At 73.1% G+C, this 23,770-nt stretch carries 19 protein-coding genes; 13 read left to right on the top strand and 6 right to left on the bottom strand.

Annotated features, from left to right (window positions below):
- Positions 1 to 181 precede the first annotated feature (181 nt).
- The 9 genes from ACPT94_RS34165 (at position 182) to ACPT94_RS34125 (ending at position 11,557) form a co-directional block, all read left to right on the top strand.
- A complete protein-coding gene (locus ACPT94_RS34165; RefSeq protein ID WP_425247622.1) occupies positions 182 to 1,426 on the top strand; it encodes an ATP-grasp domain-containing protein in 1,245 nt (414 codons plus the stop codon).
- Complete coding sequence (locus ACPT94_RS34160; RefSeq protein WP_425247621.1) at positions 1,423 to 2,688, top strand: ATP-grasp domain-containing protein; 1,266 nt, start codon at positions 1,423 to 1,425, stop codon at positions 2,686 to 2,688. The genes ACPT94_RS34165 and ACPT94_RS34160 overlap by 4 nt, the downstream gene beginning before the upstream one ends.
- Positions 2,689 to 2,728: 40 nt before the next feature.
- The gene (gene epsC, locus ACPT94_RS34155) at positions 2,729 to 3,376 is read left to right on the top strand and encodes a serine O-acetyltransferase EpsC (RefSeq protein WP_360335354.1); all 648 of its coding nucleotides are present in this window, start codon (positions 2,729 to 2,731) and stop codon (positions 3,374 to 3,376) included.
- A 67-nt stretch (positions 3,377 to 3,443) separates the two neighbouring features.
- A complete protein-coding gene (cysK, locus tag ACPT94_RS34150; RefSeq protein ID WP_360335352.1) occupies positions 3,444 to 4,397 on the top strand; it encodes a cysteine synthase A in 954 nt (317 codons plus the stop codon).
- Positions 4,394 to 5,626 (top strand): ATP-binding protein, encoded by a 1,233-nt coding sequence (locus ACPT94_RS34145; RefSeq protein WP_360335350.1) that lies wholly within the window; start codon positions 4,394 to 4,396, stop codon positions 5,624 to 5,626. The genes cysK and ACPT94_RS34145 overlap by 4 nt, the downstream gene beginning before the upstream one ends.
- Positions 5,627 to 5,785: 159 nt before the next feature.
- Positions 5,786 to 7,546, top strand: a complete 1,761-nt coding sequence (locus tag ACPT94_RS34140) for a non-ribosomal peptide synthetase (RefSeq protein ID WP_425247620.1) — start codon at positions 5,786 to 5,788, stop codon at positions 7,544 to 7,546.
- A 51-nt stretch (positions 7,547 to 7,597) separates the two neighbouring features.
- Positions 7,598 to 8,974, top strand: coding sequence for a condensation domain-containing protein (locus ACPT94_RS34135; protein WP_425247619.1), 1,377 nt, complete (start codon positions 7,598 to 7,600; stop codon positions 8,972 to 8,974).
- A gap of 49 nt (positions 8,975 to 9,023) precedes the next feature.
- Entirely contained in the window at positions 9,024 to 10,262 is a 1,239-nt protein-coding gene (locus ACPT94_RS34130) for an acyl-CoA dehydrogenase family protein (RefSeq protein WP_360335344.1), read from the top strand.
- Positions 10,263 to 10,312: 50 nt separating this feature from the next.
- Positions 10,313 to 11,557 carry a cytochrome P450 family protein gene (locus ACPT94_RS34125; RefSeq protein WP_425247618.1) on the top strand — a complete coding sequence of 415 codons (1,245 nt, stop codon included), beginning with the start codon at positions 10,313 to 10,315 and terminating at the stop codon, positions 11,555 to 11,557.
- 181 nt (positions 11,558 to 11,738) lie between these two features.
- Here ACPT94_RS34125 and ACPT94_RS34120 read toward each other — a convergent pair whose 3' ends face one another.
- The 3 genes from ACPT94_RS34120 to ACPT94_RS34110 are packed head-to-tail and all read right to left on the bottom strand — an operon-like array spanning position 11,739 to position 14,776.
- The gene (locus ACPT94_RS34120) at positions 11,739 to 13,082 is read right to left on the bottom strand and encodes an FAD-dependent oxidoreductase (protein WP_360335341.1); all 1,344 of its coding nucleotides are present in this window, start codon (positions 13,080 to 13,082) and stop codon (positions 11,739 to 11,741) included.
- Positions 13,083 to 13,118: 36 nt separating this feature from the next.
- A complete protein-coding gene (locus ACPT94_RS34115; RefSeq protein WP_360335339.1) occupies positions 13,119 to 13,556 on the bottom strand; it encodes an SgcJ/EcaC family oxidoreductase in 438 nt (145 codons plus the stop codon).
- 38 nt (positions 13,557 to 13,594) lie between these two features.
- Positions 13,595 to 14,776 (bottom strand): acyl-CoA dehydrogenase family protein, encoded by a 1,182-nt coding sequence (locus tag ACPT94_RS34110; RefSeq protein WP_360335337.1) that lies wholly within the window; start codon positions 14,774 to 14,776, stop codon positions 13,595 to 13,597.
- 200 nt (positions 14,777 to 14,976) lie between these two features.
- Here ACPT94_RS34110 and ACPT94_RS34105 point away from each other — a divergent pair, with 200 nt between their 5' ends.
- Positions 14,977 to 16,557, top strand: a complete 1,581-nt coding sequence (locus tag ACPT94_RS34105; RefSeq protein WP_360335335.1) for a 4-hydroxyphenylacetate 3-hydroxylase family protein — start codon at positions 14,977 to 14,979, stop codon at positions 16,555 to 16,557.
- A 66-nt stretch (positions 16,558 to 16,623) separates the two neighbouring features.
- On the opposite strand, the gene ACPT94_RS34100 is transcribed toward ACPT94_RS34105, so the two are convergent.
- From ACPT94_RS34100 to ACPT94_RS34090, 3 genes are all read right to left on the bottom strand, one after another.
- Positions 16,624 to 18,279, bottom strand: a complete 1,656-nt coding sequence (locus ACPT94_RS34100; protein ID WP_425247617.1) for a thiamine pyrophosphate-binding protein — start codon at positions 18,277 to 18,279, stop codon at positions 16,624 to 16,626.
- Between the two features lie 19 nt (positions 18,280 to 18,298).
- Positions 18,299 to 19,306 (bottom strand): methyltransferase domain-containing protein, encoded by a 1,008-nt coding sequence (locus ACPT94_RS34095; protein WP_360335331.1) that lies wholly within the window; start codon positions 19,304 to 19,306, stop codon positions 18,299 to 18,301.
- Between the two features lie 166 nt (positions 19,307 to 19,472).
- Positions 19,473 to 20,744 carry an MFS transporter gene (locus tag ACPT94_RS34090; protein WP_360335329.1) on the bottom strand — a complete coding sequence of 424 codons (1,272 nt, stop codon included), beginning with the start codon at positions 20,742 to 20,744 and terminating at the stop codon, positions 19,473 to 19,475.
- Between the two features lie 379 nt (positions 20,745 to 21,123).
- On the opposite strand from ACPT94_RS34090, the gene ACPT94_RS34085 reads away from it, so the two are divergent.
- The 3 genes from ACPT94_RS34085 to ACPT94_RS34075 are packed head-to-tail and all read left to right on the top strand — an operon-like array spanning position 21,124 to position 23,762.
- Positions 21,124 to 21,984: a TauD/TfdA dioxygenase family protein gene (locus tag ACPT94_RS34085; protein ID WP_360335327.1), complete on the top strand. Its 861-nt coding sequence runs from the start codon at positions 21,124 to 21,126 to the stop codon at positions 21,982 to 21,984.
- Positions 21,981 to 22,775: an HpcH/HpaI aldolase family protein gene (locus ACPT94_RS34080; RefSeq protein ID WP_360335325.1), complete on the top strand. Its 795-nt coding sequence runs from the start codon at positions 21,981 to 21,983 to the stop codon at positions 22,773 to 22,775. Before ACPT94_RS34085 ends, ACPT94_RS34080 begins: the two co-directional genes overlap by 4 nt.
- A 33-nt stretch (positions 22,776 to 22,808) precedes the next feature.
- Positions 22,809 to 23,762, top strand: a complete 954-nt coding sequence (locus ACPT94_RS34075) for a PLP-dependent cysteine synthase family protein (protein ID WP_360335323.1) — start codon at positions 22,809 to 22,811, stop codon at positions 23,760 to 23,762.
- The last annotated feature ends 8 nt before the right edge of the window (positions 23,763 to 23,770 follow it).

Here is a 23,770-nt window from a genome sequence, read left to right as displayed (position 1 = left end):
GCCGGGCGCCGCCGTTGTGCCCGAGCGGCCCTCCACCGCCGTTCGACCTGGCGAAGTCGGATGAACGCGCAGGTCACAGCCGGGTGGCCGGGGCGTCGCAATTGTGAAGATGACCCTTGTGCGGGCCCGGAAAACGATGGAGAGGCCGTCGCGAGACGCCCTACGAGAAACGGAGCCCCGCATGACACACGGCGTGCCGAACAAGCGGTTGCTGATGGTGATGCCCTACAGCCAGTTCGTCCGCAAGGCCGTCCAGGCGGGCTTCGAGGTGTGGGCGATCTGGGACCCGTCCCTGCGGGAGCAGGCCTACCTCGACTCGGTCGCCGAGCACGCCCGGGAGCTGCTGCCGGCCGACTTCTCCGACGAACCGGCGCTGCGCGCCCTGATCGCCTCCACCGTCCGGGCCCACGACATCGGCACCGTTGTGCACCTGGGAGCGGAAAGCAGCATGGGCCCGGCCGTCGCCGAGGCGGAGGCGCTCGGACTGTCGCCCAATCCGGCTACGGCCGTGCACCGCCTCAACGACAAGGCGGCCCTGCGCGCCCTGCTGGGCGAGCACGGGATCTCCCCCGTGCGCAGCGAACTCGCGCCCACCGTCGAGGCGGTCGCGGCCGCCGTCGGGCGTCTGCCGCTGCCCGTCGTCGTCAAACCCACCCGCCTGTCCGGAAGCCGCGGCATCGCCCTGATCCGGGACGCCGCCGACCTCGACGAATGGACGGGGCGCGTCGCAGCGGCCGGACACGTCGGCCCGTATCTGGTCGAGGAGTACCTGCAGGGGCCGGAGTTCAGCGTCGAGACCCTCTCGGCGAACGGGACGCACCACGTCATCGGCATCACCGCCAAGCGCACCACCGGCGCCCCGCTGTTCGTCGAGACCTCCCACGTCCACCCGGCCGCCGTCGCCCCCGCCGACAGCGCCGCGATCCGCACCCTGGTGATCCGGCTGCTCGACGCCGCCGGCCTCGTCTTCGGGCCCGCGCACACCGAGGTGATCCTCACCGAACGCGGCCCGCGCATCGTGGAGTCCCAGACCCGGCTGGGCGGGGACCGCATCCCCCAGCTCATCGAGACCGCCACCGGTTACGACATCGAAGCGGAGATCTTCCACGCCCTCGCGGGAGCCGACATCGAGCCCCCCACGGCCCTGCACACCGCGTCCGTCGGCTTCTTCCTGCTGCCGCCCGGCCGCCTGGAGTCGGTCCGCGGCCTGGACGCCATCCGGTCGCTGCCCTACGTCCACACGCTGCACTTCCCCTTCGTCCCCGGGGACGAACTGCCACCCACCACCGACTCCGCCACCCGCCACGGCTACGTCGTCGTCGACGCCCAGTCGCCCGCCGAGGCCGACGAGCGCATCGCACGCGTGCGCTCCCTGCTGGTCACCGAGGTGCGCGAAGCCACCGCCCCGAAGGGAATCCTGCGTTGAGCCCTGCCCCGACCGTGCTGCTCGTCGGCGGCGTCGACGCCCACCTGGAGCGCTTCGACGCGCTCGGCGCGAGAGTCGTCCTGATCCAGCACCCCGACAAGATCACGCCCTACCAGACCCGCACCGCCCACGCGCTGCTGATGGTGGACTACACCGACTGGGAGACCGTACGGCCCTTCGCCGAGGCCGCCCGCGCGGTCTACGGCGTCGACGCGGTGGTCTCCCTGACCGAACCCGGCCTCGTCCCCGCCGGGCGTCTGTCCGACCTGTTCGGGCTGAGCGACGGCAGGCGCCACGAGGTCAGCCGCCGGATGCGCGACAAGTACCTGATGCGCCGTCACCTCGCGGAGCGCGGCCTGCCCGTGCCCGAGCACGGCCTCGTCGACGGCCGCGGCTCCCTGGAGGACTTCGGCGCGAAGGCCGGCTACCCCTTCATCGTCAAGCCCGTCTCCACGACGGCCGGATTCGGCCTGCTGCGGGTGACGGGCCCGCACGACATCGATGCCGCCTGGGCGCGGATCCGGCAGTTGCAGGGCGGGCGCACCGACCGCGGCTCCACCATGTTCACCGTCGACGGCTTCCTGATGGAGGCCTACATCGACGGCCCCGAGTTCAGCGTCGAGTCCCTCAGCTTCGCCGGCCGCCACGTCGTCGTCGCCGTCACCGAGAAACTCACCGACGACGCCCACTTCGCCGAGCTCGGCCACGCCGTGCCCGCCCGCCTGTCCGAGACCGACCAAACGCGCCTGACCACCGCGGTCGAGGAGTTCCTCACCGCCATGGACGTCACCGACGGACCGAGCCACACCGAGATCCGGCTCTCCGCACGCGGCCCGGTGATCATCGAGTCGCACAACCGGTGCGGCGGCGGCCACATCACCGAACTCGTCCACGCCGCGTACGGCATCGACCTGATGGCCTACGGGGCGGCCTGGCCGCTGGGCCTGACCGAACCGCTGGCCGCTCCGCCCGAGCCGGAGGCCGCCGCCGTCACCCGCTTCGTGCTGCGCAGCCCCGGCACCGTCACCGCCGTCCACGGCGTCGAGGAGGTCGCCGCCCGGCCCGAGGTCCTGCTCGCCCAGGTCTCGGTCCGGCCGGGCGACACCGTCCGTCCGCTGCGCGACAACTGGGACCGGCTCGGCAGCGTCGCGGTGACGGCCGCCGACACCGACAGCGCCGTCCGGCTGTGCGAGCGCCTGGTCCGCGAGGAGATCCGCATCGACGTCGAACCAGCCGCCCGGGAAGAGCGCCGGGTCGCCTGAGCCGCCTGCGCACCGCAGCCGAACAGGAGGAGTTGACCACATGTCCGAACGACGAGGACTGCTGCCCACCCTGCGCGAGGACCTCGGCGTCGTCGTCGAACGGGACCCGTCCCTCGGCAGCCGCTGGGAGGCCCTGGGCCACACCGGACTGTCCGCCCTGTGGGCCCACCGCATCGCGCACCGGCTCTACCGGGGACGCGCGCGCTGGGCCGCGCGGACCCTCGCCCGCATCGCGCGCCGCCGTACCGGAGTCGAGATCCACCCCGGCGCGTCGCTGGGCCGCAGGGTCTTCATCGACCACGGCGCGGCCGTGGTGATCGGGCAGACGGCCGTGGTCGGCGACGACGTGACGATCTACCAGCAGGTCACCCTGGGAGCCGTGGGCTGGTGGGCCGACAACGCCCGGCCGCCGGGCGCCCGCCGCCATCCGGTGATCGGCGACCGGGTCGTCCTCGGAGCCAACGCCACCGTGCTCGGGCCCGTCACGGTCGGCGAGGACTGCCTGATCGGGGCCATGGCCACGGTCACGGACGACCTTTTGCCCGGCACTCGCGTCTACGCCGCCCGCTCCATCGCCCGCCCCGCACCTGCCCCGGCCGGCCCGCACGCGTCCACGGCGCACCCGGCCGACCCCGCACCGCCCGCCCTCGACGCCGTCCGTCTGCTCGCCTCGGCCGGCTCGTGGTGAGCGGTACCGGGGCGCACCCACGCCCACCCGGCCGCCGCCCGGCCCCGCTCGCCTCCTGGAGACTGCCGTGACCACTGTCGTCCGCGCCGAACGCAAGGTCGCCGCCGGGCTCGAAGAGCTCATCGGCCACACCCCCCTGGTCCGCCTCGCCGTCGCACACGCCGCGCCCGGCGCCGAGGTGCTCGCCAAACTGGAATCCGCCAACCCCTTCGCCAGCAGCAAGGACCGGGCCGCCCTGGCGATGCTGCGCGGCGCGGAGCAGCGCGGCGACCTCGTTCCCGGCGCCACCGTGGTGGAGTCCACCTCGGGCAACACCGGTATCGCCCTGGCGGCCATGGCCGCCAGGCGCGGCTACCGCTGCATCGTCGTCCTGCCCGACAGCGCCACCCCCGAGCGGATCGGACTGCTGACCGCGCTGGGTGCCGAAGTCGTCCGGACGCCCAGCGCGGAGGGGTTCGCGGGAGCCATCGCCAAGGCGGAGGAGATCCAGGCCGCGATCCCCGGGTCCTGGTACGTGCGCCAGCACGAGAACCCCGACAACGTCCGCGCCCACTACGAGAGCACCGGCCCGGAGATCTGGGCCGACACCGGCGGCCGCGTCGACGTGCTCGTCGCGGGCGTCGGCACCGGCGGCACCCTCACCGGTGCCGGACGCTACCTGCGCGAACGCAACCCCGCCCTGGAGATCGTCGCCGTCGAGCCCGAGAACTCCCCGGTCCTGTCCCGCGGTTACGCCGGCACCCACCGCATCCCCGGCCTCAACGGCGGCTTCGTGTCGCCCACCACCGACGTCGACCTCATCGACCAGGTCATCACCTGCCCGGACGAGGCCGCCCTGGAGACCGCCCTCGCCCTGGTGCGCGAGCAGGGCCTGTTCGCGGGAGTCTCCTCCGGCGCCGCCGTGCACGCGGCGACCCTCCTGGCCCGGCAGCCGTCGTACGCGGACAGGTCCATCGTCACGATCCTGCCCGACACCGGGGAGCGATACGTCAGCATCTTCACCGAAGGGATCCCCTCATGACGACGCTCGTGCTGCACCGCGGCTCCCTGCGGGCCACCCCCTACGAGCGCTGGCTCGCCGACCGCGGGGAGAAGCTCGTCCTGCTGTGCTCCGCCGAGCAGCTCGCCCTGTACGGCGAGGAACTTCCCACCACCGCGCCCTACCTGCACGCCGAGGCGCTGCCCGACTACGACCACAACCCCCGCGTCGCCGAACGCGCCGCCGAACTCCTCGAGGAGCACGGCGTCACCGACATCGTGGCCTGCCACGAGGTCGACATCCTGCGCGCGGCCGAACTGCGCGAGCGCTACGGCCTGCCCGGGCAGCGCCCGGACACCGCGCTGGTCTACCGCGACAAGTGGGAGATGAAGCAGGCCGCCCTGCGGGCCGGCATCAAGGTCGCCGACCACGCCCTGCTGCACACGGCCGCCGACCTGGAGGACTTCGCCGACCACCACGGACTGCCGGTCGTGGTGAAACCCCGCAGCGGCGCCGGCTCCATCGGCCTGGCCGTCCTGCGCACCCGCGAAGAGCTGGCCGCATGGCTGGGAACCGGCCACCTGACCGGCCCCGACGGCCGGGGCGAGTGGCTGGCGGAGGCCTTCGTCGAAGGCTCCATGTGCCACATCGACGGCACCGTCCTGGACGGGCGGATCGCCACCCTGTGGCCCTCGCAGTACCAGTACGCGCTGGCGAACTTCCGCGACCGCGCCGGCCGGGTCGACATCGCCCTCGACGCCGCCGACCCGCTCACCCGCAGGCTCGCCGAGTTCGGCGAGAGGATCCTGGCCGCCTTCGGCGGACCCGAGCACTTCGCCTTCCACATCGAGGTGTTCCACACCACCGACGACGAACTCGTCCTGTGCGAGGCGGCGTCGCGGGCGGGCGGGGCGGGCGTGCGCGACGTCCAGCAGGCCCTGTTCGGCTTCGACCCGATGGAGTACCCGGTGCGCCGCCAGTTCGGCCTGCCCGCCGCCTTCGAGGGACGGGGAGCGCCCGGACGCATCGCGGGGCAGCTGCTGTTCACCAAACGGCCGGGCGTCCTGCGCGCCCTGCCCGACCCGGCGACGCTGCCGCCGGGCGTACTGAAGTACACGACATACGCCGAGGTGGGGCAGCGGGTGCCGGAGGCCTCGCACTCCGGGGACTTCCTCGCCGCCTTCGTGATCAGCGGCGCGGACCGCGCCGAGTGCGAGGCACGCATCCGCGGGGCCGAGGCCTGGTTCACCGCCGGGCTCGACATCGGCTGAGCGGCCGACCTGACCAAGTACGCGCGGGGTACGCGCGGGCGCGGGGCGCGGCAATCCAGGAGATGCCGCGCCCCGCGCCGCTGTGTGACCGTTCCGGGCAGAACCGGGGGCACGGGTGAGGTCCGCCGCCGGGGAGGGCCGATCGGATTGGACAACGCCTTGGTCACATCGATTCAGCAGCGCTTCGCCGCGCAGGTGGGTTCGACGCCGGACGCGGTGGCCGTGTCGGCGCCCCGGGAGGGCACCGCCCTGACGTACCGGCAACTGGACGAGCGGGCCAACCGGCTCGCGCACCGGCTGCTCTCCCTCGGCGTGCGCCCCGGCGACCCGGTCGCCGTCCTGATGGAACGCTCGCCCGACCTCATCGTCGCCCTGCTGGCCACGGTGAAGGCCGGTGCCGCCTGCCTGCCCCTGCACAGCGCCTACCCGCAGGCACGCATGCAGCAGATCACCGACCGGGCCGGCGCCTGCGTCCTGCTGACCGACGCCGTGCTGCGCGAGCGCGGACTGCCGCGGACCGAGGCCGTCGTCGAGCCGGCCTCCGACGCCGCGGTGGCCGCCTCGCCCGCCACCGACCCGGCTGTGGCGTGCGGCCCCGACGCGGTCGCGTACGTCATCCACACCTCGGGCTCCACCGGCGAGCCCAAGGGCGTGGAGGTCACCCACCGCGGCGTCCTCGCCTTCACCGCCGACTCCTCCTGGCGGGCGTCCCATCAGCGGGTCCTGTCGCTGGCCCCCTACGCCTTCGGAGTCTGCGCCTACGAGATATGGATGCCGCTGCTCAACGGCGGTCGCGTCGTCCTGGCCCCGCCGGGTGAGCCCGGCGTCGCCACCGTCCGCCGGCTGATCGCGCAGGAGGGCATCACCGCCCTGCACGTGACGGCCGGCCTCTTCCGCGTCTTCGCCCAGGCGGCCCCCGAGATGTTCGCCCCGGTCGAGGAGGTCCTCACCGGCGGCGACGTCATCGCCCCGACGGCCGTGCGACGCGTTCTGGAGGCCTGCCCGGACACCACCGTGCGCGCCATGTACGGCGCCACCGAGCTCACCGCCTTCGCCGCGCACGCCACGATGACCGCTTCCTGCCCGCCGACCGGCCGGGTCCCGGTGGGACGGCCCATGGACGGTGTCGAGGTCCGGCTGCTGGGACCCGACCTCGCGCCCGTCGCCGAGGGGGAGACCGGCGAGCTGTACGTCGCGGGCGACCGGCTGGCCCGCGGCTACCACGACAACGCCGCCCTGACCGCCGAACGCTTCGTCGCCGATCCCTACGGCCCGCCCGGCGCGCGCATGTACCGCACCGGGGACCTGATGCGGCGCACCCCCGACGGGCTGCTGGAGTTCGCCGGACGCCTCGGCGACCAGGTCAAGATCCGCGGCTTCCTGGTGGAGCCCGGCGAGGTGGAGCACGTACTGGCCCGTCAGGACGGCGTGGCGCATGCCGCCGTCGTCGTCCGGGACGACGGCGCCGCCGAAGGCAAGCGGCTCGTCGCCTACATCGTGCCCGGCGCCGCCGGTGTCTGCCTGGACGACCTGCGCCGCGCGGTCGCCGCCCTGCTGCCCGGCTACATGGTGCCCGCCGCCTTCGTCACGCTCGACGCCCTGCCCCTGACCCCCAACGGCAAGCTGGACCGAGCCGCGCTGCCCGCGCCCGAGCGGCCTGTTCCCACCCTGCCGAGCGAGGAACTCACGCCCGCCCGGCAGCTGCTGTGCGGCCTGTTCGCACGCGCCCTCGGCCTCGACGCGGTCGGCGCCCACGACAGCTTCTTCGAACTGGGCGGCGAGTCCCTGCAGGCGGTACGGCTCGCCAGCCGCCTCGAGGCGGAACTCGGCGTCGAGGTGTCCGTCGCGGACATCCTCAGCCACCCGACCGTCGCCGAACTCGAAATCCGGCTGCGGGATCTGACGCCCGCCCCCCTCTAGACCCACCCGGCCACAACGCGGTCGCCCCGACCGGGAAAAGGAATGGTCACCTTGAGCATCACTGCCGCAGCGCCGGACACGGACGGACGCGCCCAGCGGATCCCGCTGTCGTACAACCAGCAGTTCCTGCGCGCCTTCGACAAGGGGGAGACCGACGGCGCCTTCGGTCACCGGCACACCCTCGTGTGCGGCTGGCGCGTCACGGGCGCCGTCGACACCGTTGCCCTCCAGCGCGCCCTCGACGACGTGGCCGCACGCCACGAGGTGCTGCGCACCGCCGTGGTCGGCGACGACGAGGGCGGCCACCAGATCGTGCACCCGCCCTCGCCGGTCGCCCTGGAGATCACCGACCTGCCCGAGACCGAAGGCTCCCGCGAGGTGCGCGCCGAGGAGTTCCTCAACGACATCGACGCCGCCCCGTTCCCGGTACGCGAACTGCCCCACCTGCGGGCCTTCCTGGGCCGCTTCGACGCCACCGACGCCGTCCTCGTCCTCGCCACCCACCACACGTCCACCGACGCCTGGTCCCTGCAGGTCCTGATGCGCGACCTGGTGGCCGCCTACCGGGCCCGCGCGGCGGGCGGCACGGCCGACCTCGGCGAGGTGCGTCAGTACCAGGAGTTCGCCCGCTTCCAGCAGGAGAGCGCGGACACCAGCCGCACCGACCAGGCCCGCGCCTACTGGCGCGAGCGTCTCGCCGGGGCCGAGATCACCGGCATCACCTCCGACCGGCCGCGCCAGGAGGACCGGCCGAGCGCGTACGGCGTGCACCGCTTCGTCTTCGACGCCGAACTGTCCCGGGCCGTGGTGGAGTTCGCCAGGGCCGAACGCTGCACCCCCTTCATGGTGCTGGCCGCCGCCTACAGCGTGCTGCTGCGGCGGCGTACCGGCACCACCGACGTCGTCTTCCCGACCTTCTCCTCGGGCCGCTACGAGGAGCGCTTCACGGACTCCGTCGGCCCGTTCTTCAACTTCGTGCCCATCCGCGTCGACACCAGCGGCTGCACCACCCTTCGTGACGTGCTGGAACAGGCACGCGCCGCGTGCGTGGGCGCCTACCGCCACGAGATCCCCTTCGCCCGGATCGCCGAGGACAGCCCGGCGCTGCTCGCACCGTTCGCCGACGGTTTCCTGGCCGTCGTCGCCTTCGAGGTGCTGCAGTCGCCGTTCCCGCTCGACGGCGAGGACGGCGCCGAGCCCCGGTTCCACGAGATCCGCCGCCGCACCCTGTCGCAGCAGGTCAGCTCGGCCATCCCGGACGGCGGCCTGTGGGCCATGGACGTTCTTCCCGGCGGTGAGCTCGCGGGCAGCCTGAAGTTCGACCACAACCGCTTCGACGAGAGCACGGCCCTCGCCCTGGTGGCCGAGTTCCGCCGCCTGCTCACAGCCCTGAGCAGCGCCCCGCAGACGCCGCTCGCGCACGTGTGACCTCGGCGCCCACCAGGCGACCCCTTCGACGCAAGAGGACCGATCCACGATGACTTCCACCCTGCCCGAGACGCCCGCGCCCTGCGCGGCGGTGCCGGAGCCGGACCTCACCCCGGACGAGATCGTCGCCCGCGCGCAGGAGCTGGCGGCGACCCTGACCGGCCGGCAGGCCGAGACGGAGCAGCGCGGCCACTACGCCGAGGACACCCACGAGGCGTTCCGCCGCGCCGGGTTCTACCGCATCCTGGTCCCGCGCCGGTACGGCGGCTACGAGTTCGGCCCCCAGACGTTCATGCGGGTCGCCACGGCCCTGGCGCGCGGCTGCCCGTCGACCGGCTGGATGTACCTGTTCGGCGCCGCCCACGCCCTGGTCGCCGCCACCCTGTTCGACGAGCGCACCCAGGCGGAGCTGTTCGCCGGCGGCGACTTCGTCTGCCCGGCCACGGTCGCTCCCGCCGGCAACGCGCGGCGCACCGAGGACGGCGCATGGCTGCTGGACGGCACCTGGAACTACTGCTCGGGCGCCCCCTACGCCACCCACTTCATCGGCCACACCCTGGTCTTCGACGACCCCGACCAGCCGCCCGCACCGATGCTGTTCGTCGCCGAACGCGCGCAGTTCGAACGCCTGGACGACTGGGGGGATCAGCTCGGCCTCCGGGGCAGCGGCTCGCACAGCATCCGCATCCGGGGCGCCCGCATCCCCGCCCACCGCACCCTTGTCGGCCACCTCAGCCAGATCCCCGTCACCGACCGGCTGCCGGGGCGCACCCTGCACGGGCCCGAGTACGGCGGCGGACCGCTCAGCTTCATGCTGCTCGAACTCGGCGCGCTGGCCGTCGGCATGGCCAGGGGCGCCCTGGACGCGTACGAGGAGCTGATGGCCACCCGCACCACCACGTTCTTCCCCATCGTCCCGCGCACCGAGGACCCCGACTTCCAGTTCCGCTTCGGAGAGGCCACCGGCATGATCGCCACCGCCGAGGCGGCGATGACCGAGGCCGTGCGCCAGTGGGAGCAGCTCTGCCGCGAGGAGGCCGCGGCCTTCACCCGCGAGGAGGAACTGCGGCTGGCCACCATCAGCCGTGAAGTGGTCCGCCTGTGCTGGCGGGCCGTCGAGGGCCAGCTGTTCCCGACGGCGGGCTCCAGCTCCGTGCGTGCGGGGGAGCGCATCGAACGGGTCTGGCGCGATCTGTCGATGCTGCACAGCCACGCGGGCAACGGCATCTTCCTCGCCACGCACGCCAACCGGGAACTGGCCCGCGCCCACTTCGGAACCGGGCAGTGACCGCCCCCGCCCCGACCCCACCCGACCTCACCTCAGACAGGAACCGTTCCATGGAGAAAGGCTGCCCCTTCGCCCTCGACACGACAGGGCGGGACCTCCACGGCGAGGCCGCCGTCCTGCGGGCCAAGGGCCCCGCGACCCGGGTGGAACTGCCCGGCGGAGTCCTCGCCTGGTCGCTCAACGGCCACGACGTCATCAAGAAGGTGCTCGGCGACCCCCGGGTGACCAAGAGCGCCCGCAACCACTGGCCCGCCTTCCGCAACGGCGAGATACCGCCCGACTGGGAGCTGATCAGCTGGGTCGCCATGGACAACATGGTCACCGCGTACGGCAAGGACCACGTCCGGCTGCGCAAGCTGACCGGCAAGGCGTTCAGCCCCCGGCGCACGGAGGCCTTCCGCCCGCGCGTGGAGGAACTCACCGACCAGCTGCTGGACGCCCTGGCCCAGGCCGGGCCGGGCGAGGTGGTGGACCTGCGCGAGCGGTTCGCCTACCCGCTGCCCGCGCGTCTGGTCGCCGACCTGATCGGCATGCCCGAAGAGGCCCGCGCCAAGACCGCCAAGGTCATCGACGCCATGGTGGACACCACCATCACCCCCGAGCAGGCCCAGGCCGTGCTCGCCGGCTGGCGCGGCGCGATGGCGGACCTGATCGCCGACAAGCGCCGCGAGCCCGGCGAGGACATCACCAGCGACCTGGTGGCCGCCCGCGACGAGGACGGCTCGCGGCTGTCCGAGGAGGAGCTGACCGACACGATCTTCGCGATCCTCGGCGCCGGCTCCGAGACCACCATCAACTTCTTCGACAACGCCATCACCGCGCTGCTGTCCGACCCGGCGCAGCTGGAGCTCGTCCGTTCCGGACAGGCCACCTGGGACGACGTGATCGACGAGACGCTGCGCGTGGAGTCGCCCCTGGCCCACCTGCCGCTGCGTTACGCGGCCGAGGACATCGAGCTCGACGGGGTCACCATCCCCCGGGGCGACCCGATCCTGGTCAACTACAGCGCGGTGGGCCGCGATCCGCGGCTGCACCCGGACAGCCCCGACACCTTCGACGTCGCCCGCGCCGACAAGGAGCACCTGTCCTTCGGTTTCGGCCCCCACTACTGCCTCGGTGTGGGCGTGGCCCGCCTGGTGGCCCGCACGGGGCTGTCCCGTCTGTTCGAGCGCTTCCCGGACCTGTCGCTGGCCGTGCCCCGGGAGGAACTGCAGCCGCTGCCGACGTTCATCATGAACGGCCACCGCAGCCTCCCGGTCCGTCTGACCGTGCCGGCGCTGGCCACCGCCGGCTGATCCGTGGCGGCCGTTCGGGGGCCGTCCCGCCCTGTGCGGGGCGGCCCCCGTCCTCTGCGCCGCGGAGAGCCGCCCAGCACGGCATCGAGATCCAGAGGACAGCCCCGGGGGCGCGCGGCCCGGCACGACGAGACCGCCGCACGGCACGTGCCGTGCGGCGGTCTCCTCGTGTGACGCCGGCTCAGGCGGCCAGCGGCTGCGAGCGCAGGAAGCCCTGCTCGACGCGCTCTTGCATCTCGGGACTCATCAGCGCCGCGGGCGAATCGACGAGCCCGGCCACCCGCATGAACGTGGCCGTCACCTCCCCGTCCACCACGGCGGCCGCGTGCAGCTTGGCCATGTACATCCCGGACTGCTCCCACTCGGCGGTCCGTACGCCCTCCACCTCCGGGTAGCCCAGGTCCGCGCCGGCGGAGAACTGCCACGGCACCTCGATGACCTGGGCGATGTCCCGCAGGAAGGCGAGCGGGTCCACCGCGCCCCGGGCCAGGTGGTCGCGCAGGACCAGGGCCTCCAGCGCGGAGACCGTCATGCCCTGACCGTAGACCGGGTTGAAGCTGCAGGCGGCGTCGCCGAGCACGAGGTAGCGGCCCGGGAAACGGGACAGCTTCTCGAACCGGCGCCGCACGCTGGCCGGATAGCGGAAGACCGTGCCGTCGCCGACCGGTTCGGCGTCGTGGATCACGTCGTGGACGTCCGTCACCGGCAGGGTCCGCGTCCACTCCAGGAAGCCGTCGAGGTCGGCGGGCGCGCTGTCGCCCAGCACTCCGGTGAGGGAGACCACGACCAGTCCGTCCTCGATCCGGGACAGGAACGCCCCGCGCCGGTGGCTCGGCGAGGTGACCGGGTTGATCGACAGGTCGCCGCCCAGGACGGACGGGTCGCGCAGCCGGAAGAGACGGGTCGTGTAGCTCAGGTCGATCCGGATGCGCTCCTCCTCGGGGCGCTCGTAGCCCAGCTCCTCGAGCCACACGGGGGTGCGGGAGGCGCGGCCGGTGGCGTCGACGACGAGGTCCGCCGCGATCGTGCGCTGCGGCGTGCCCTCGCCGCGGTCCTGCACCCGCACCCCGGTCACGTTCGCGCCGTCCTCGTCGGCGACCAGGCCGACGATGTCGTGGCGCTCCAGGAACGTGACGTTCGCCAGCCGGGCCACCCGCGAGCGCACCCGGCTCTCCAGCAGCGGCCGGGTGGCCGAGACACAGACCAGGCCGGTGGTGCCCGGGCTGAGCCGCCGGCCGTTGAAGAACCAGCGCAGTTCGCCCAGGTCGCCGGTCGGGACGCCCGCGGCGACGGCGTCGTCGGTGAAGCCCGGGAAGAGCTCGTCGAGGATCTGCTGTCCGCGGGCGAGCAGCCCGTGGACGTGGCGGCCCTGCGGCACACCCTTGCGTGCGGTGGTGGTCCGCCCGATGTCGTCGCGCTCGACGACCAGGACCTCGCCGTAGGTGTCGGCGAGCACCCGCGCGGCCAGGAGCCCCGCCATGCTGCCGCCGAGCACCACCGCGCGGTCACCGTATGAACCGGCCATCGGTCTCACCCCTTTCCGTGGAGTCGTCCGCCGCGCTCAGGCGGCGTGGCGCGGGCTGTTCTGGTAGGCGGCCAGGAACCACTGGCCGTCCCGCTTGACGACGACCCAGGACCCGTGGACGGCACGCTCCGGCGCCGGCTCGGTCTCGCCCGGGGCCAGGATGCCGCCGCGCGTGATCAGAACCCCCGCCCCCTCGTTGGCGAAGCGCAGGTCGACCGGGGTGCCGGTGACACGGGTGCCCCGGTAGGGGCCGGCGAAGGCGGCGGCGGCGAAGGCGCGGATCGCGTCGCGGCCCTTCTCGAAGAAGCCGGGCAGAACGAGGGTCCCGTCCGGGGTGAACACCTCGGCGAAGGCGTCGGCGTCGTGGGCGGCCCAGGCCTCGGCCAGGCGCTGGGGCACGGCGGCGACGGCGGCCTTGTCCTCGTCGGAGACGGCGATGCCGGAGGAGCCGGGAGAAACGGTCTGGGTGGTCATGGATGCACTCCGTGGGATGGCGTCGGGAGGGGAGGGACTCAGATGTAGAGGGTGTTGGGCTGCTGGCCGCACAGGACGCGGCCGTACAGCTCGGCGTTGGTGTTCGGGTTCATCAGGGCGTGCAGGCTGATGGCCTGGATGTCGCGGGTGATCCGCTGGATCGGCACGTCCCGGTAGATGGAGGAACCGCCCGAGGCGGAGGCGAAGACGTCGACCGCCTCCTTGGCCAGCCGCACCACGGCGCCCAGGTCGGCGCGGGCGCGGGCCCGCTCCTGCACCGTCCACTCCTCGCCCGAGGCGCCCTTGGAGTCGACCAGGTCGGCCAGGCGGTGCGCGTGGAACTCCGCCTGGTCGGTCTTGAGCACCGCCTCGGACACCTGGAGGTGGGTCAGCGCCGCCTCGGACTGCTTGGTGTACCAGGTGTAGGTCAGGGTGCGTTCCGGCAGCCGCTCGAAGAAGACGTCCCGGGCGGCGCGGGCCAGGCCCACCGCGGTGCCGACGGACGAGGCGGAGGCGACCGGCAGCAGCGGGGCGCGGTAGACGGGCGAGTCGGCGTTGAGCTGCGAGGCGTACTGGCCCGTCAGGACGGCGGGCAGGGGGAGCACGCGCTCCTGGGGGATGAAGACGTCCCGGGCGACGGTGGAGACGCTGCCGGTGCCGCGCAGACCGGAGGTGTCCCAGTCGTCGATGATCTCCAGCTGGTCCATCGGCACCAGCGCCATGAGGGGCAGATGCTGTCCGTGCGGCATCTCCTGGGCGGCGATGATCTCCTGCCAGTGGGCGTGCCGGGCGCCGCTGACGAAGCTCCACTTGCCGTTGACGACGATGCCGCCCTCGACGGGCACGGCCTGCGCGGACGGGCTGAGCGTGCCGCACACGCGCACGTCGGGGGTGGCGAAGACCTCGTCCTGGACGCTGTCGGGGAACAGGCACGCCATGAACGTGGGAATCCAGTACACCGACGCGGTCCAGGCGGCGGCCCCGTCGCCGCGGCCCAGCTCGGTGGCCACGTCGACCAGGGTGCGGGTGTCGGCCTCGTAGCCGCCGTACCGCTTCGGAACGCGCAGCTTGAAGACGCCGGCCTGCGCCAGCGCCTCGATCGTCTCGTCCTGAAGTCGCCCGTCCTCCTCGGCCTTCGGCGCGTTCTCGCGCAGCAGCGGTGCCAGTTCGGCCGCGCGCTGCACCAGCTGCGCACGCGTGGGGATGTCGGCGGTGAGCATCGTGAGTCCTCCCAGGACGTGACAGGTCGTGAAACCAGGCCGTGCTGATGCGACCTCACACCGCGCCGGGGTTCTGGGGCACCTTCCGGATTGCGCATCTGCGCCCTGGCCGCGACTTCGGCACCTCGCACGCCGGGCCGGGCCGCAGCCCCGCACGGGGGAAGAAGCCCCGGCGCCCGGTGGCTGTCACGATGAGACGCATGACCGATCAGCACGATGCCGCCGCAGACCAGGCGGGCGGACCGGGGACGCGGCCGCTGACGGGCGAGGAATACGTCGAGAGCCTGCGCGACGACCGCGAGGTCTTCCTCTACGGCGACCGGGTCAAGGACGTCACCAGGCACCCGGCGTTCGCCAACCCGGTACGGATGACGGCCCGCCTCTACGACGCGCTGCACGACCCGGCCCACCGGGACGTCCTGACCACGCGCACCGACAGCGGGGGCACGGGCTACACCCACCGCTTCTACACCACTCCCCGCAGCGCCGACGACCTGGTCGCCGACCAGCAGGCCATCGCGGCCTGGTCCCGGATGAGCTACGGCTGGATGGGCCGCAGCCCGGACTACAAGGCGGCCTTCCTCGGCACCCTGGGCGCCAACGCCGACTTCTACGCGCCGTTCTCCGACAACGCGCGCCGCTGGTACCGCGAGTCGCAGGAGAAGGTCCTGTACTGGAACCACGCGATCGTGCACCCGCCCGTGGACCGCAACCTGCCCCCCGACCGGGTCTCCGACGTGTTCGTGCACGTGGAGAAGGAGACCGACGCCGGCCTGGTGGTCAGCGGGGCCAAGGTGGTCGCCACCGGCTCGGCGCTGACCCACGCCAACTTCATCGCCCATCACGGACTGCCGGTGAAGAAGAAGGAGTTCGCCCTCATCGCCACCGTGCCCACCGGCGCGAAGGGCGTGAAGCTGATCTGCCGGCCCTCCTACACCGCGATGTCCGCGGTCATGGGCAGCCCCTTCGACTACCCGCTGTCCTCCCGGCTCGACGAGAACGACACCATCCTCGTCCTGGACAAGGTCCTCGTCCCCTGGGAGAACGTCTTCGTCTACGGCGACACGGCCAAGATCCAGATGTTCTCGGGCCAGTCCGGCTTCATGGAGCGCTTCACCTTCCACGGCTGCGTCCGCCTGGCGGTGAAGCTGGAGTTCATCGCGGGCCTGCTCGCCAAGGCCCTGGAGATCACCGGCACCCAGGACTTCCGCGGCGTACAGACCCGTCTGGGCGAGGTGCTGGCCTGGCGCAACCTCTTCTGGGGACTGTCGGACGCGGCCGCCCGCAACCCCGTCAAGTGGCGAGGCGGCGCCGTGCTGCCCAACCCGCAGTACGGCATGGCCTACCGGTGGTTCATGCAGATCGGCTACCCGCGCATCAAGGAGATCGTCCAGCAGGACGTGGCCAGCGGGCTGATCTACCTCAACTCCAGCGCCGAGGACTTCAAGAACCCGGCCATCCGCCCCTACCTCGACACCTACCTGCGTGGCTCCGGCGGCGTCGACGCCGTCGAGCGGGTCAAGGTGCTCAAGCTGCTGTGGGACGCGGTGGGCACCGAGTTCGGAGGCCGGCACGAGCTGTACGAGCGCAACTACGCGGGCAACCACGAGGCGACCCGGGCCGAGCTGCTGTTCGCGCAGACCGCCACCGGCCAGCTCGACGACTACAAGGCGTTCGTCGACCAGTGCCTGTCCGAGTACGACCTGAACGGCTGGACCGTCCCGGACCTCACCTCCTTCGACCATCTGCGCGACCTGCGCCCGGGACTGCTCGGCGGCTGAAAATCCCCCGCAGCGCCGAGCCGGCGGCCATGGGTCCCGGCCCGGGACCCGCGGCCGCCACCGCCGTCAGCGGCCCAGCAGATCGGCCAGGAACGGCGCGAGCACCCCACGCGACACCTTGCAGTCGAGCAGCAGCGTGCCCTGGGCACCGTGGGCCGTCCACTGCCGTACGGCATCCAGATCGCCCCGGCCGCGCACGGTGACGGCCCGCGCCCCGAGCGCCCGCGCCACCCCGGCGAAGTCGGTGTCGGCGAAGCGCAGCGTGGCCGCGTCCGCGCCCTGGGGCACGTACATGTGCTCCTCGAAGCCGTAGGACGCGTCGTCGTAGACCACCACCAGCGCCGAACGGCCCGACCGCACCAGCGTGTCCAGCTCGGGCAGACCCATCAGCGCCCCGCCGTCGCCGACGGCGGCCACGGTCGTGCGGTCGGGCCGGCCCACGGCCGCACCGACCGCGCCCGCCAGGCCCAGTCCGATGCTCTGGAAAGCGGCGCCGGTGAACACCAGCCCCGCCGGGTCCGGCACCGGCCAGTACATGGCCGGCCAGCCGATGAAGTGGCCGCCGTCCAGGACGACCGTGCGCTCGGCGGGCAGCAGCAAAGCCAGCTCCCGGGTCAGCGTGCGCGGATCGATGCGGCCGCCGCCCGACGCGTCCCGGTGGGGCAGCGCCGCCCAGCCGCCGCCCGCGCGCTCCAGCGCCCCGCCGACGGCGGCCAGCTCCCGCCACGGGGAACGGGCGACGCCGCGCGCGTCGACCGCGTCCAGCACCTGGGCCGCCACGGCCGCGGCGTCACCGCGGACGGACACGTCCGCCCGGGGCGCGCGGGCGCCCTCGACGGTGATCTGCGCGACGCGGGCGGACGGGTCGAGGATCCGCCCGCCGTGCAGGGTGAAGTCGCCCAGGCTCGCTCCGAACGCGAGCACCGCGTCCGCCTCGCCCATCAGGGCGGCCGCGGCCGGGGAGGCGAACCCTCCGCACAGGCCCAGCGAGTAGGGGCTGGAGGCGAACATCCCGTGGGCCATGACGGTCGTGGCCAGCAGCGCCCCGAGCCGGTCGCCGAGCTCCGTGAGGATCTTTCCCGCGCCCGAACGCCAGGCTCCCAGGCCCGCCAGCAGCAGCGGGCGGCGGGCGCCGGCCAACAGGGCGAGGACGTCGTCGACCTCGGCGGCACGGGCGCCCGGCGACTCCGCCGGACCGGCCGGCGTCACCTGCGTGGGCGTGGGAGCGGCGGGCAGCGGACGGGCGCTCAGGTCGCCGGGCAGGAACAGCGCCACCGGGCACTGGGCGGTGCGTGCGGTGCGTACGGCCCGCACGGTGCGCTCGACCGCCGTGTCCGGATCCGTCAGGCGCACCACGGGCACCCCCAGCGAGGCGGCCAGGGCGCTCTGGTCGATGTCGTGTGCGCGCGCACCCGCCACGGGCGCGTCACCGCACAGCAGGACGACGGCGCTGCGGTTCTTGGCGGCCTCGGCCAGCGCGGTCGCCGTGTTGGCCAGGCCCGGCCCGTGCGTGGTGGTGCACACGGCCGCCTGCCCGGTGGCCCGGAAGTAGGCGTCGGCCATGGCCATCGCGCCACCTTCGTGCCGCGCCGCCGTGTAGTGCACACCGGCCGCTGTCAGCGCGGCGGTGGCCAGGATGTTGCCGCCGCCGACCAGGCCGAAGGCGTGCCCGATGCCGCAGTCGGCAAGGGCCTGGGCGACGGCCGCCGCGAGTGTCGTCATGGCAGGGACTCCCCTCGCGTCAGGCCAGTTCGAAGATGACCTCTCCGACGGTCATCTCGATGCGGTTGGTGCGCACCAGCTCCCAGCCGCCCTCGGCGAAGACGGACTCCCAGTCGGCGACGGTCGGCAGGAACGTGCCCATCAGGTCGTGGCCGAGCTCGAAACCGAGGGTGAAGACGGGCAGTTCGGTGTCGGGCAGATCGGTGCGGGTGGCGTCGCCGATGAGCAGACGGCGGGCGGACGGGAAGGCCTCGCGCAGCCGGCGCAGGGTGCCGATCGCGTTCTCGCGCCTGCCGTCCTGCCAGAAGTCGTGCCCCATCATGAAGCACGTCAGCAGTTCCACGTCGGCGTACTCCGGCCGGGGCCGAAGACGCAGGACGTCGCCGTGCAGGAACTCGGTGCGGTCGGCCAGACCCGCGGCGGCGGCCTCCTCGCGCGCCACCTCGATCGCGGGCAGCGCGATGTCGATGCCCGTCCCGGTGGTGCCGGGGCAGCGGTCGAGGATCTGCAGCAGCCGGGCTCCGCTGCCGCAGCCGAGGTCGGCGACCCGGGTGAAGGGGAAGTCGACCCGGCCCATCGCCGCCCAGAACGCGGGGGCGTAGGTGACCTGGTCGATCTCGCGGCAGGCGTAGGCGATGGCGGCGGCGTCCCGCCGGTAGAAGGAGCCGGTGCGGTTGTCGTTGCGCAGGACGGCCGGGATCTGCTGGAACAGCTCCGCGCTGCCCCGCCCCAGCCAGTGGAAGAACGACTTGTTGCGGTACATCTCGTCGAAGCCGTCCAAGGCGGTGACGACCGTGCCCTCGCGCCGCACCAGGCCCACTGCGGACAGGGCGCGGAACAGGCCCGTGGTCGACAGGGAGTCCAGGTCGTGACGGGCTGCGAAGTCGGCGGTGTCGAGCCTGCGGGCGCGGTGCAGTTCGTCGAGCGCCCCGATCTCCCACGCCGCGGCGATGGCCCAGGCGGCCACGGCCGAGTTGAAGAGCGAGGCAATGCCGCGCGTATTGCTCTGTGCGATGTCCACCGTCACTGCTCAGCACCTCATCCGGGAGAAGGTCCGGGCGCCTTGCCCGCGGCGACCATGCTCGGCGGCGGGGCCGGTCGGCGGCATCTCCGAGGCTGCTGTTGCGCGACGGCGGCGTCTTTGAGGCTGCTGTGCCGCACGCGGTACGCCGTCCGCGGTGCCGGCAGCCCGTTCAGGCGGCCCGGGCGGGCACCCGCTCCCCGTCGGCCGTCCGGCGTTCCTCGCGCAGCTTCAGCAGCGACCGGTACAGCAGGATCGCGGCCAGGCCCGCCGTCCCGTACAGCAGGCTCATGCCCAGGGCCGGGACGAAGGCGCCCAGCGTGACGCACAGGGAGGCGACGAGCAGGCCGACCCGGGCGTTGAGCGTGTAGGCGGCCATGTACTTGGTGCGGGCCGCGGGGTCGACGAGGTCGGCCAGCAGGGCCTGGCGCACCGGGACGGCGGCGATCTCACCGAGGGTGAGCAGCACGGCCGCGGCGATGAGGACGAGGCCGGTGTTGCTGACCGCCCAGATCATGTATCCGGCGGTGAAGACGGTGATGCCGGCGTACAGCCGCGCCCGGTCGCTCAGCCGTGCCAGCAGGTTCTTGGCGAACAGCACCAGCGCCACCACCAGGGCGGCGTTGACCGCCCGCAGGATGCCGAGGATCGACACGCCGTCCACGGTCGGCGCCCACGAGCCGATCCGGGCGAGGACCTGGGTGGGGAACTCGCCGGAGAGACGGACGGCGATGTAGTAGCCGATCTGCATCTCGACGGCGGAGATCAGGGCGGCGGCGGCCAGGACCCGCAGGAAGACCGTGTCGCGGGCGACAGCGAGGTAGCCGCGCAGCATGGCGCCGATGCCGCCGGCGGTGTCCTTGCCGGTGTGCGGCGCGGTCTCGCTGAGCCAGCACACGATCGCGGTCGTGGTCAGCGCGCTCAGCACGGCCGCGCCCGTCAGCAGCCGGACGAAGTGGCCTTCGTAGAAGAAGCCGCCGATGAGCGCACCGACGGTGAAGGCGAGGTTCACCGACCAGTAGTTGATCGTGTAGACGAGCGGCCGGCTCTCGGGCGTGGAGACGTCGACCATCATCGCCTCGGCGGCGGGCGTGGCCAGCTGCGCGCAGCAGGTGTTGAGCAGGAACAGCACGAACGTCGCCCATCCCGAGGACCACCAGGGCGAGTTGGCCAGTGCCAGCAGGGCGAAGCACAGGGTCGCGCCGAGCTCGCCGGCCACCAGCACCGGGCGCCGCCCGTGCACGTCGGCGAGATGGCCGCCGAGGAAGTTCGCGGCGATCCCCGCTCCGGCGACGGCCAGCGTCATCGCACCGGCCGCGGCGGGCCCGTACAGCTCGGCGAGACGGATCACCAGCAGCGGCATCAGCATGACGGCCAGCAGTCGCTGAACGAACCCGACGCCGATGCGCAGCCGGATATTGGGGTGCAGCTCGCCGAATGTCATCGGGGTGCCCTTCTGCGCGGTACTCCGCCCGCTCCAAGGAATTCGGCGGCGGCGCAAGGTGATTCCGGGATGGTGCGAAGCCCAGCACGCCGGCCGCCGGCCGGGCAAGAAGGGCCGCGGCCGCGCCGACGACTTGAACAGGTCGACCTGCCGGGACCGCGGGGACGAGTTGGCCAAGTCGTCGCGCCCGTACGGGCTTTGTTGCCCGGATCCGGGGGCTCCGTGGTTTGCTCGATGCCGTCCTGTCCGGCCGACCTTCCTCTGTGTTGCCGGTGTCGCTCCCGTGGCCGGTTCGCGCCCCTCTTCTTCTGCCGTGGGCGGCGGACCGTGTGTCTCTCCCGGGAGGCGAGGACTTCTGACGAGTTCGGAAGGATTGCTGGTGTCCACGTTTGACATACGCAGGATCGGCGGCCGAATCGGCGCGGAAGTGACGGGCGTCGATCTCTCCACGGACCTGTCGGATCCGGTCTTCGGCCAGATCCATGAAGCGTTCCTGGAACACAAGGTGCTGTTCTTCCGCGACCAGGACATCACCGACGCGCAGCAACTGGCCTTCGCCGGCCGGTTCGGGCCGCTGACGCAGAAGCATCCGATGATGCGGACCGTCGACGGCGCAGCCCAGGTGATACCGGTCGACGGCGAGGACCAGCGCGCCGACCACTGGCACACCGACATCAGCTTCACCACCGCCCCGTCGCTGGGCACCACACTGCGCAGCGTGGTGCTCCCGCCGTACGGGGGCGACACCCTGGTGGCCAACGCGGCCGCCGGATACAAGGACCTGCCCGCCGAGCTGCGGCAGATCGCCGACCGGCTGTGGGCCGTGCACACCAACCACGCCGAGCAGCCGCGCCTGGGCACCGAGCGCGGCGAGGAGGTCCGCAAGGCGTTCCTGGCCCGCCGCTTCGAGACCGCCCACCCCGTGGTCCGCGTCCACCCCGAGTCGGGTGAGCCCGTCCTGTTCCTCGGCGGCTTCGCCCAGTGGCTGGTGGGCCTGCAGCCGCGCGAGTCGCGCCCCCTCCTCGACGTGCTGCAGTCCTACGTGCGGCGCCCGGAGAACACCGCCCGCTGGACCTGGCGGCCCGGTGACGTCCTCATCTTCGACAACCGTGCCACCCAGCACTACGCCGTCAACGACTACGACCGTCACCGACGCGTGCTGCACCGGGTCTCCATCACCGGCGACGTGCCCGTCGGCCTGGACGGCAAGCAGAGCTACGCCATCGAGGAGGGCGCGTGAGCCGGCCCTCCGCCCAGGGCCCCGCGTCCTTCGCCCAGCGCCTGCGCGACCGCGAGCCGCTCGTGGGCTACTGGATCGCCCTGGACGCACCGGCCGCCACCGAGCGCATCGCCGGCCTGGGCTACGACTACCTCGGCGTCGACGGTCAGCACGGGGTCATGCACCAGCCGGGCTGGCAGGCGGCGATGCTCGCCGTCGACGCCCGCAGCCGGTCCGCCGGGATCATCCGGGTGCCCTCGCCCGACCCGGTCGCCATCGGCGTCGCCCTCGACACCGGCGCCCGCGGCGTCGTCGTACCGATGGTCGAGACACCCGAGCAGGCGCGGGCCGTCGTACGGGCCTGCCGCCACCACCCGGGCGGCACCCGCAGTCTGGCCGGGCCCGTGCGCGCGGAGCTGCGGCTGGGATCCGTACCCGCCGAGATCGACGACCAGATCGCGTGCATCGTCATGATCGAGACCGCGGCCGCGCTGGAGAACCTCGAAGCCATCTGCGCCACCGACGGACTCGACGCCGTCTACGTCGGCCCCGCCGACCTGTCCGCCGCCCTCGGCGCCCGCTGGTTCGGCGACCCCCGGGCCGCCGACGCGCTGGAGGCCGCCCTCGTCCGCGTCACCGACACCGCCCGCCGGGCCGGCATCGCCTGCGGCATCCACGTCCTGGACGGCGACAGCGCGGCCAAACGGCTCACCGACGGCTTCACCTTCGCCACCGTCTCCAGCGACATCACCCACCTGCAGCAGGCCGCGGCCCGTCACCTGGCGGCCGCCAGGGCGCACCTCGCCGCCTGAGCCGGGCGCCGCATCCCACGACTTGGGGGAACCATGACGACAGACACCGGCCTCGCGCCCGCCCGATCCGCCGGCCCCGCCCGGTCCGTGGAGGACCTGGTCGGCGACACGCCGCTGCTCCGGGTCGCCCTGCCGGGCCTCGCCGACGGCGTGACCCTGCTCGCCAAACTGGAGATGCTCAACCCGCTCTCCAGCGTCAAGGACCGCGCCGCGCTCGCCATGATGCGCGCCGCCGAACAGTCCGGGCAGCTGCCCGCCACCGGCGGCACCGTCATCGAGTGCTCCTCCGGCAGCACCGGCATCTCCCTGGCCGCCCTGAGCGCCCTGCGCGGGCACCGCTGCATCATCGTCATGCCCGACAACGCCACCCAGGAGCGCCGCCTGCTGCTGCGCGAACTGGGCGCCGAGGTGGTCCTGGTACCGCACCAGGACGGGCTGATGGCCGCCTGGGCGCACGCCGAGGAGCTCCAGCGCTCCCTGCCCGGCTCGTGGCTGCCGCACCAGGACCGCAACCCGGCCAACGCCCGCGCCCACTACGACACCACCGGCCCCGAGATCTGGGCGGCCACCGGCGGCGGCGTCGACGTCCTGGTGTGCGGGGTGGGCACCGGCGGCACCCTCAGCGGCACCGCCCGCTACCTCAAGGAACGCACCCGCGTCCACGTCGTCGCCGTCGAACCGGCCCGCTCCGCGGTCCTGTCGGGCGGCGAGCCGGGCCCGCACGGCATCCCCGGCATCGGCGCCGGCTACGTCTCCGACATCACCGACCTCGCGCTCGTCGACGAAGTCGTCGCCGTGACCGACGAGGCGGCGGCCGCCACCACGCGCGAGGTGGTGCGCGCCACCGGCCTGCCCGTCGGGGTGTCCTCCGGGGCCGCCGCGTGGGCCGCCCGGACCGTCGCCGCGCACCCCCGCTGGGCGGGCGCCACGGTCGTCACCGTCTTCCCCGACAGCGGGGAGCGCTATCTGTCGACGACGCTTCGCTGACCCGTCGT

This window comes from Streptomyces aurantiaciflavus (assembly GCF_049808595.1).
Taxonomy (GTDB): Bacteria; Actinomycetota; Actinomycetes; order Streptomycetales; family Streptomycetaceae; genus Streptomyces.
Note: the sequence above shows the minus strand (reverse complement) of the source record. Positions and strands in the feature narration are given on the sequence as shown.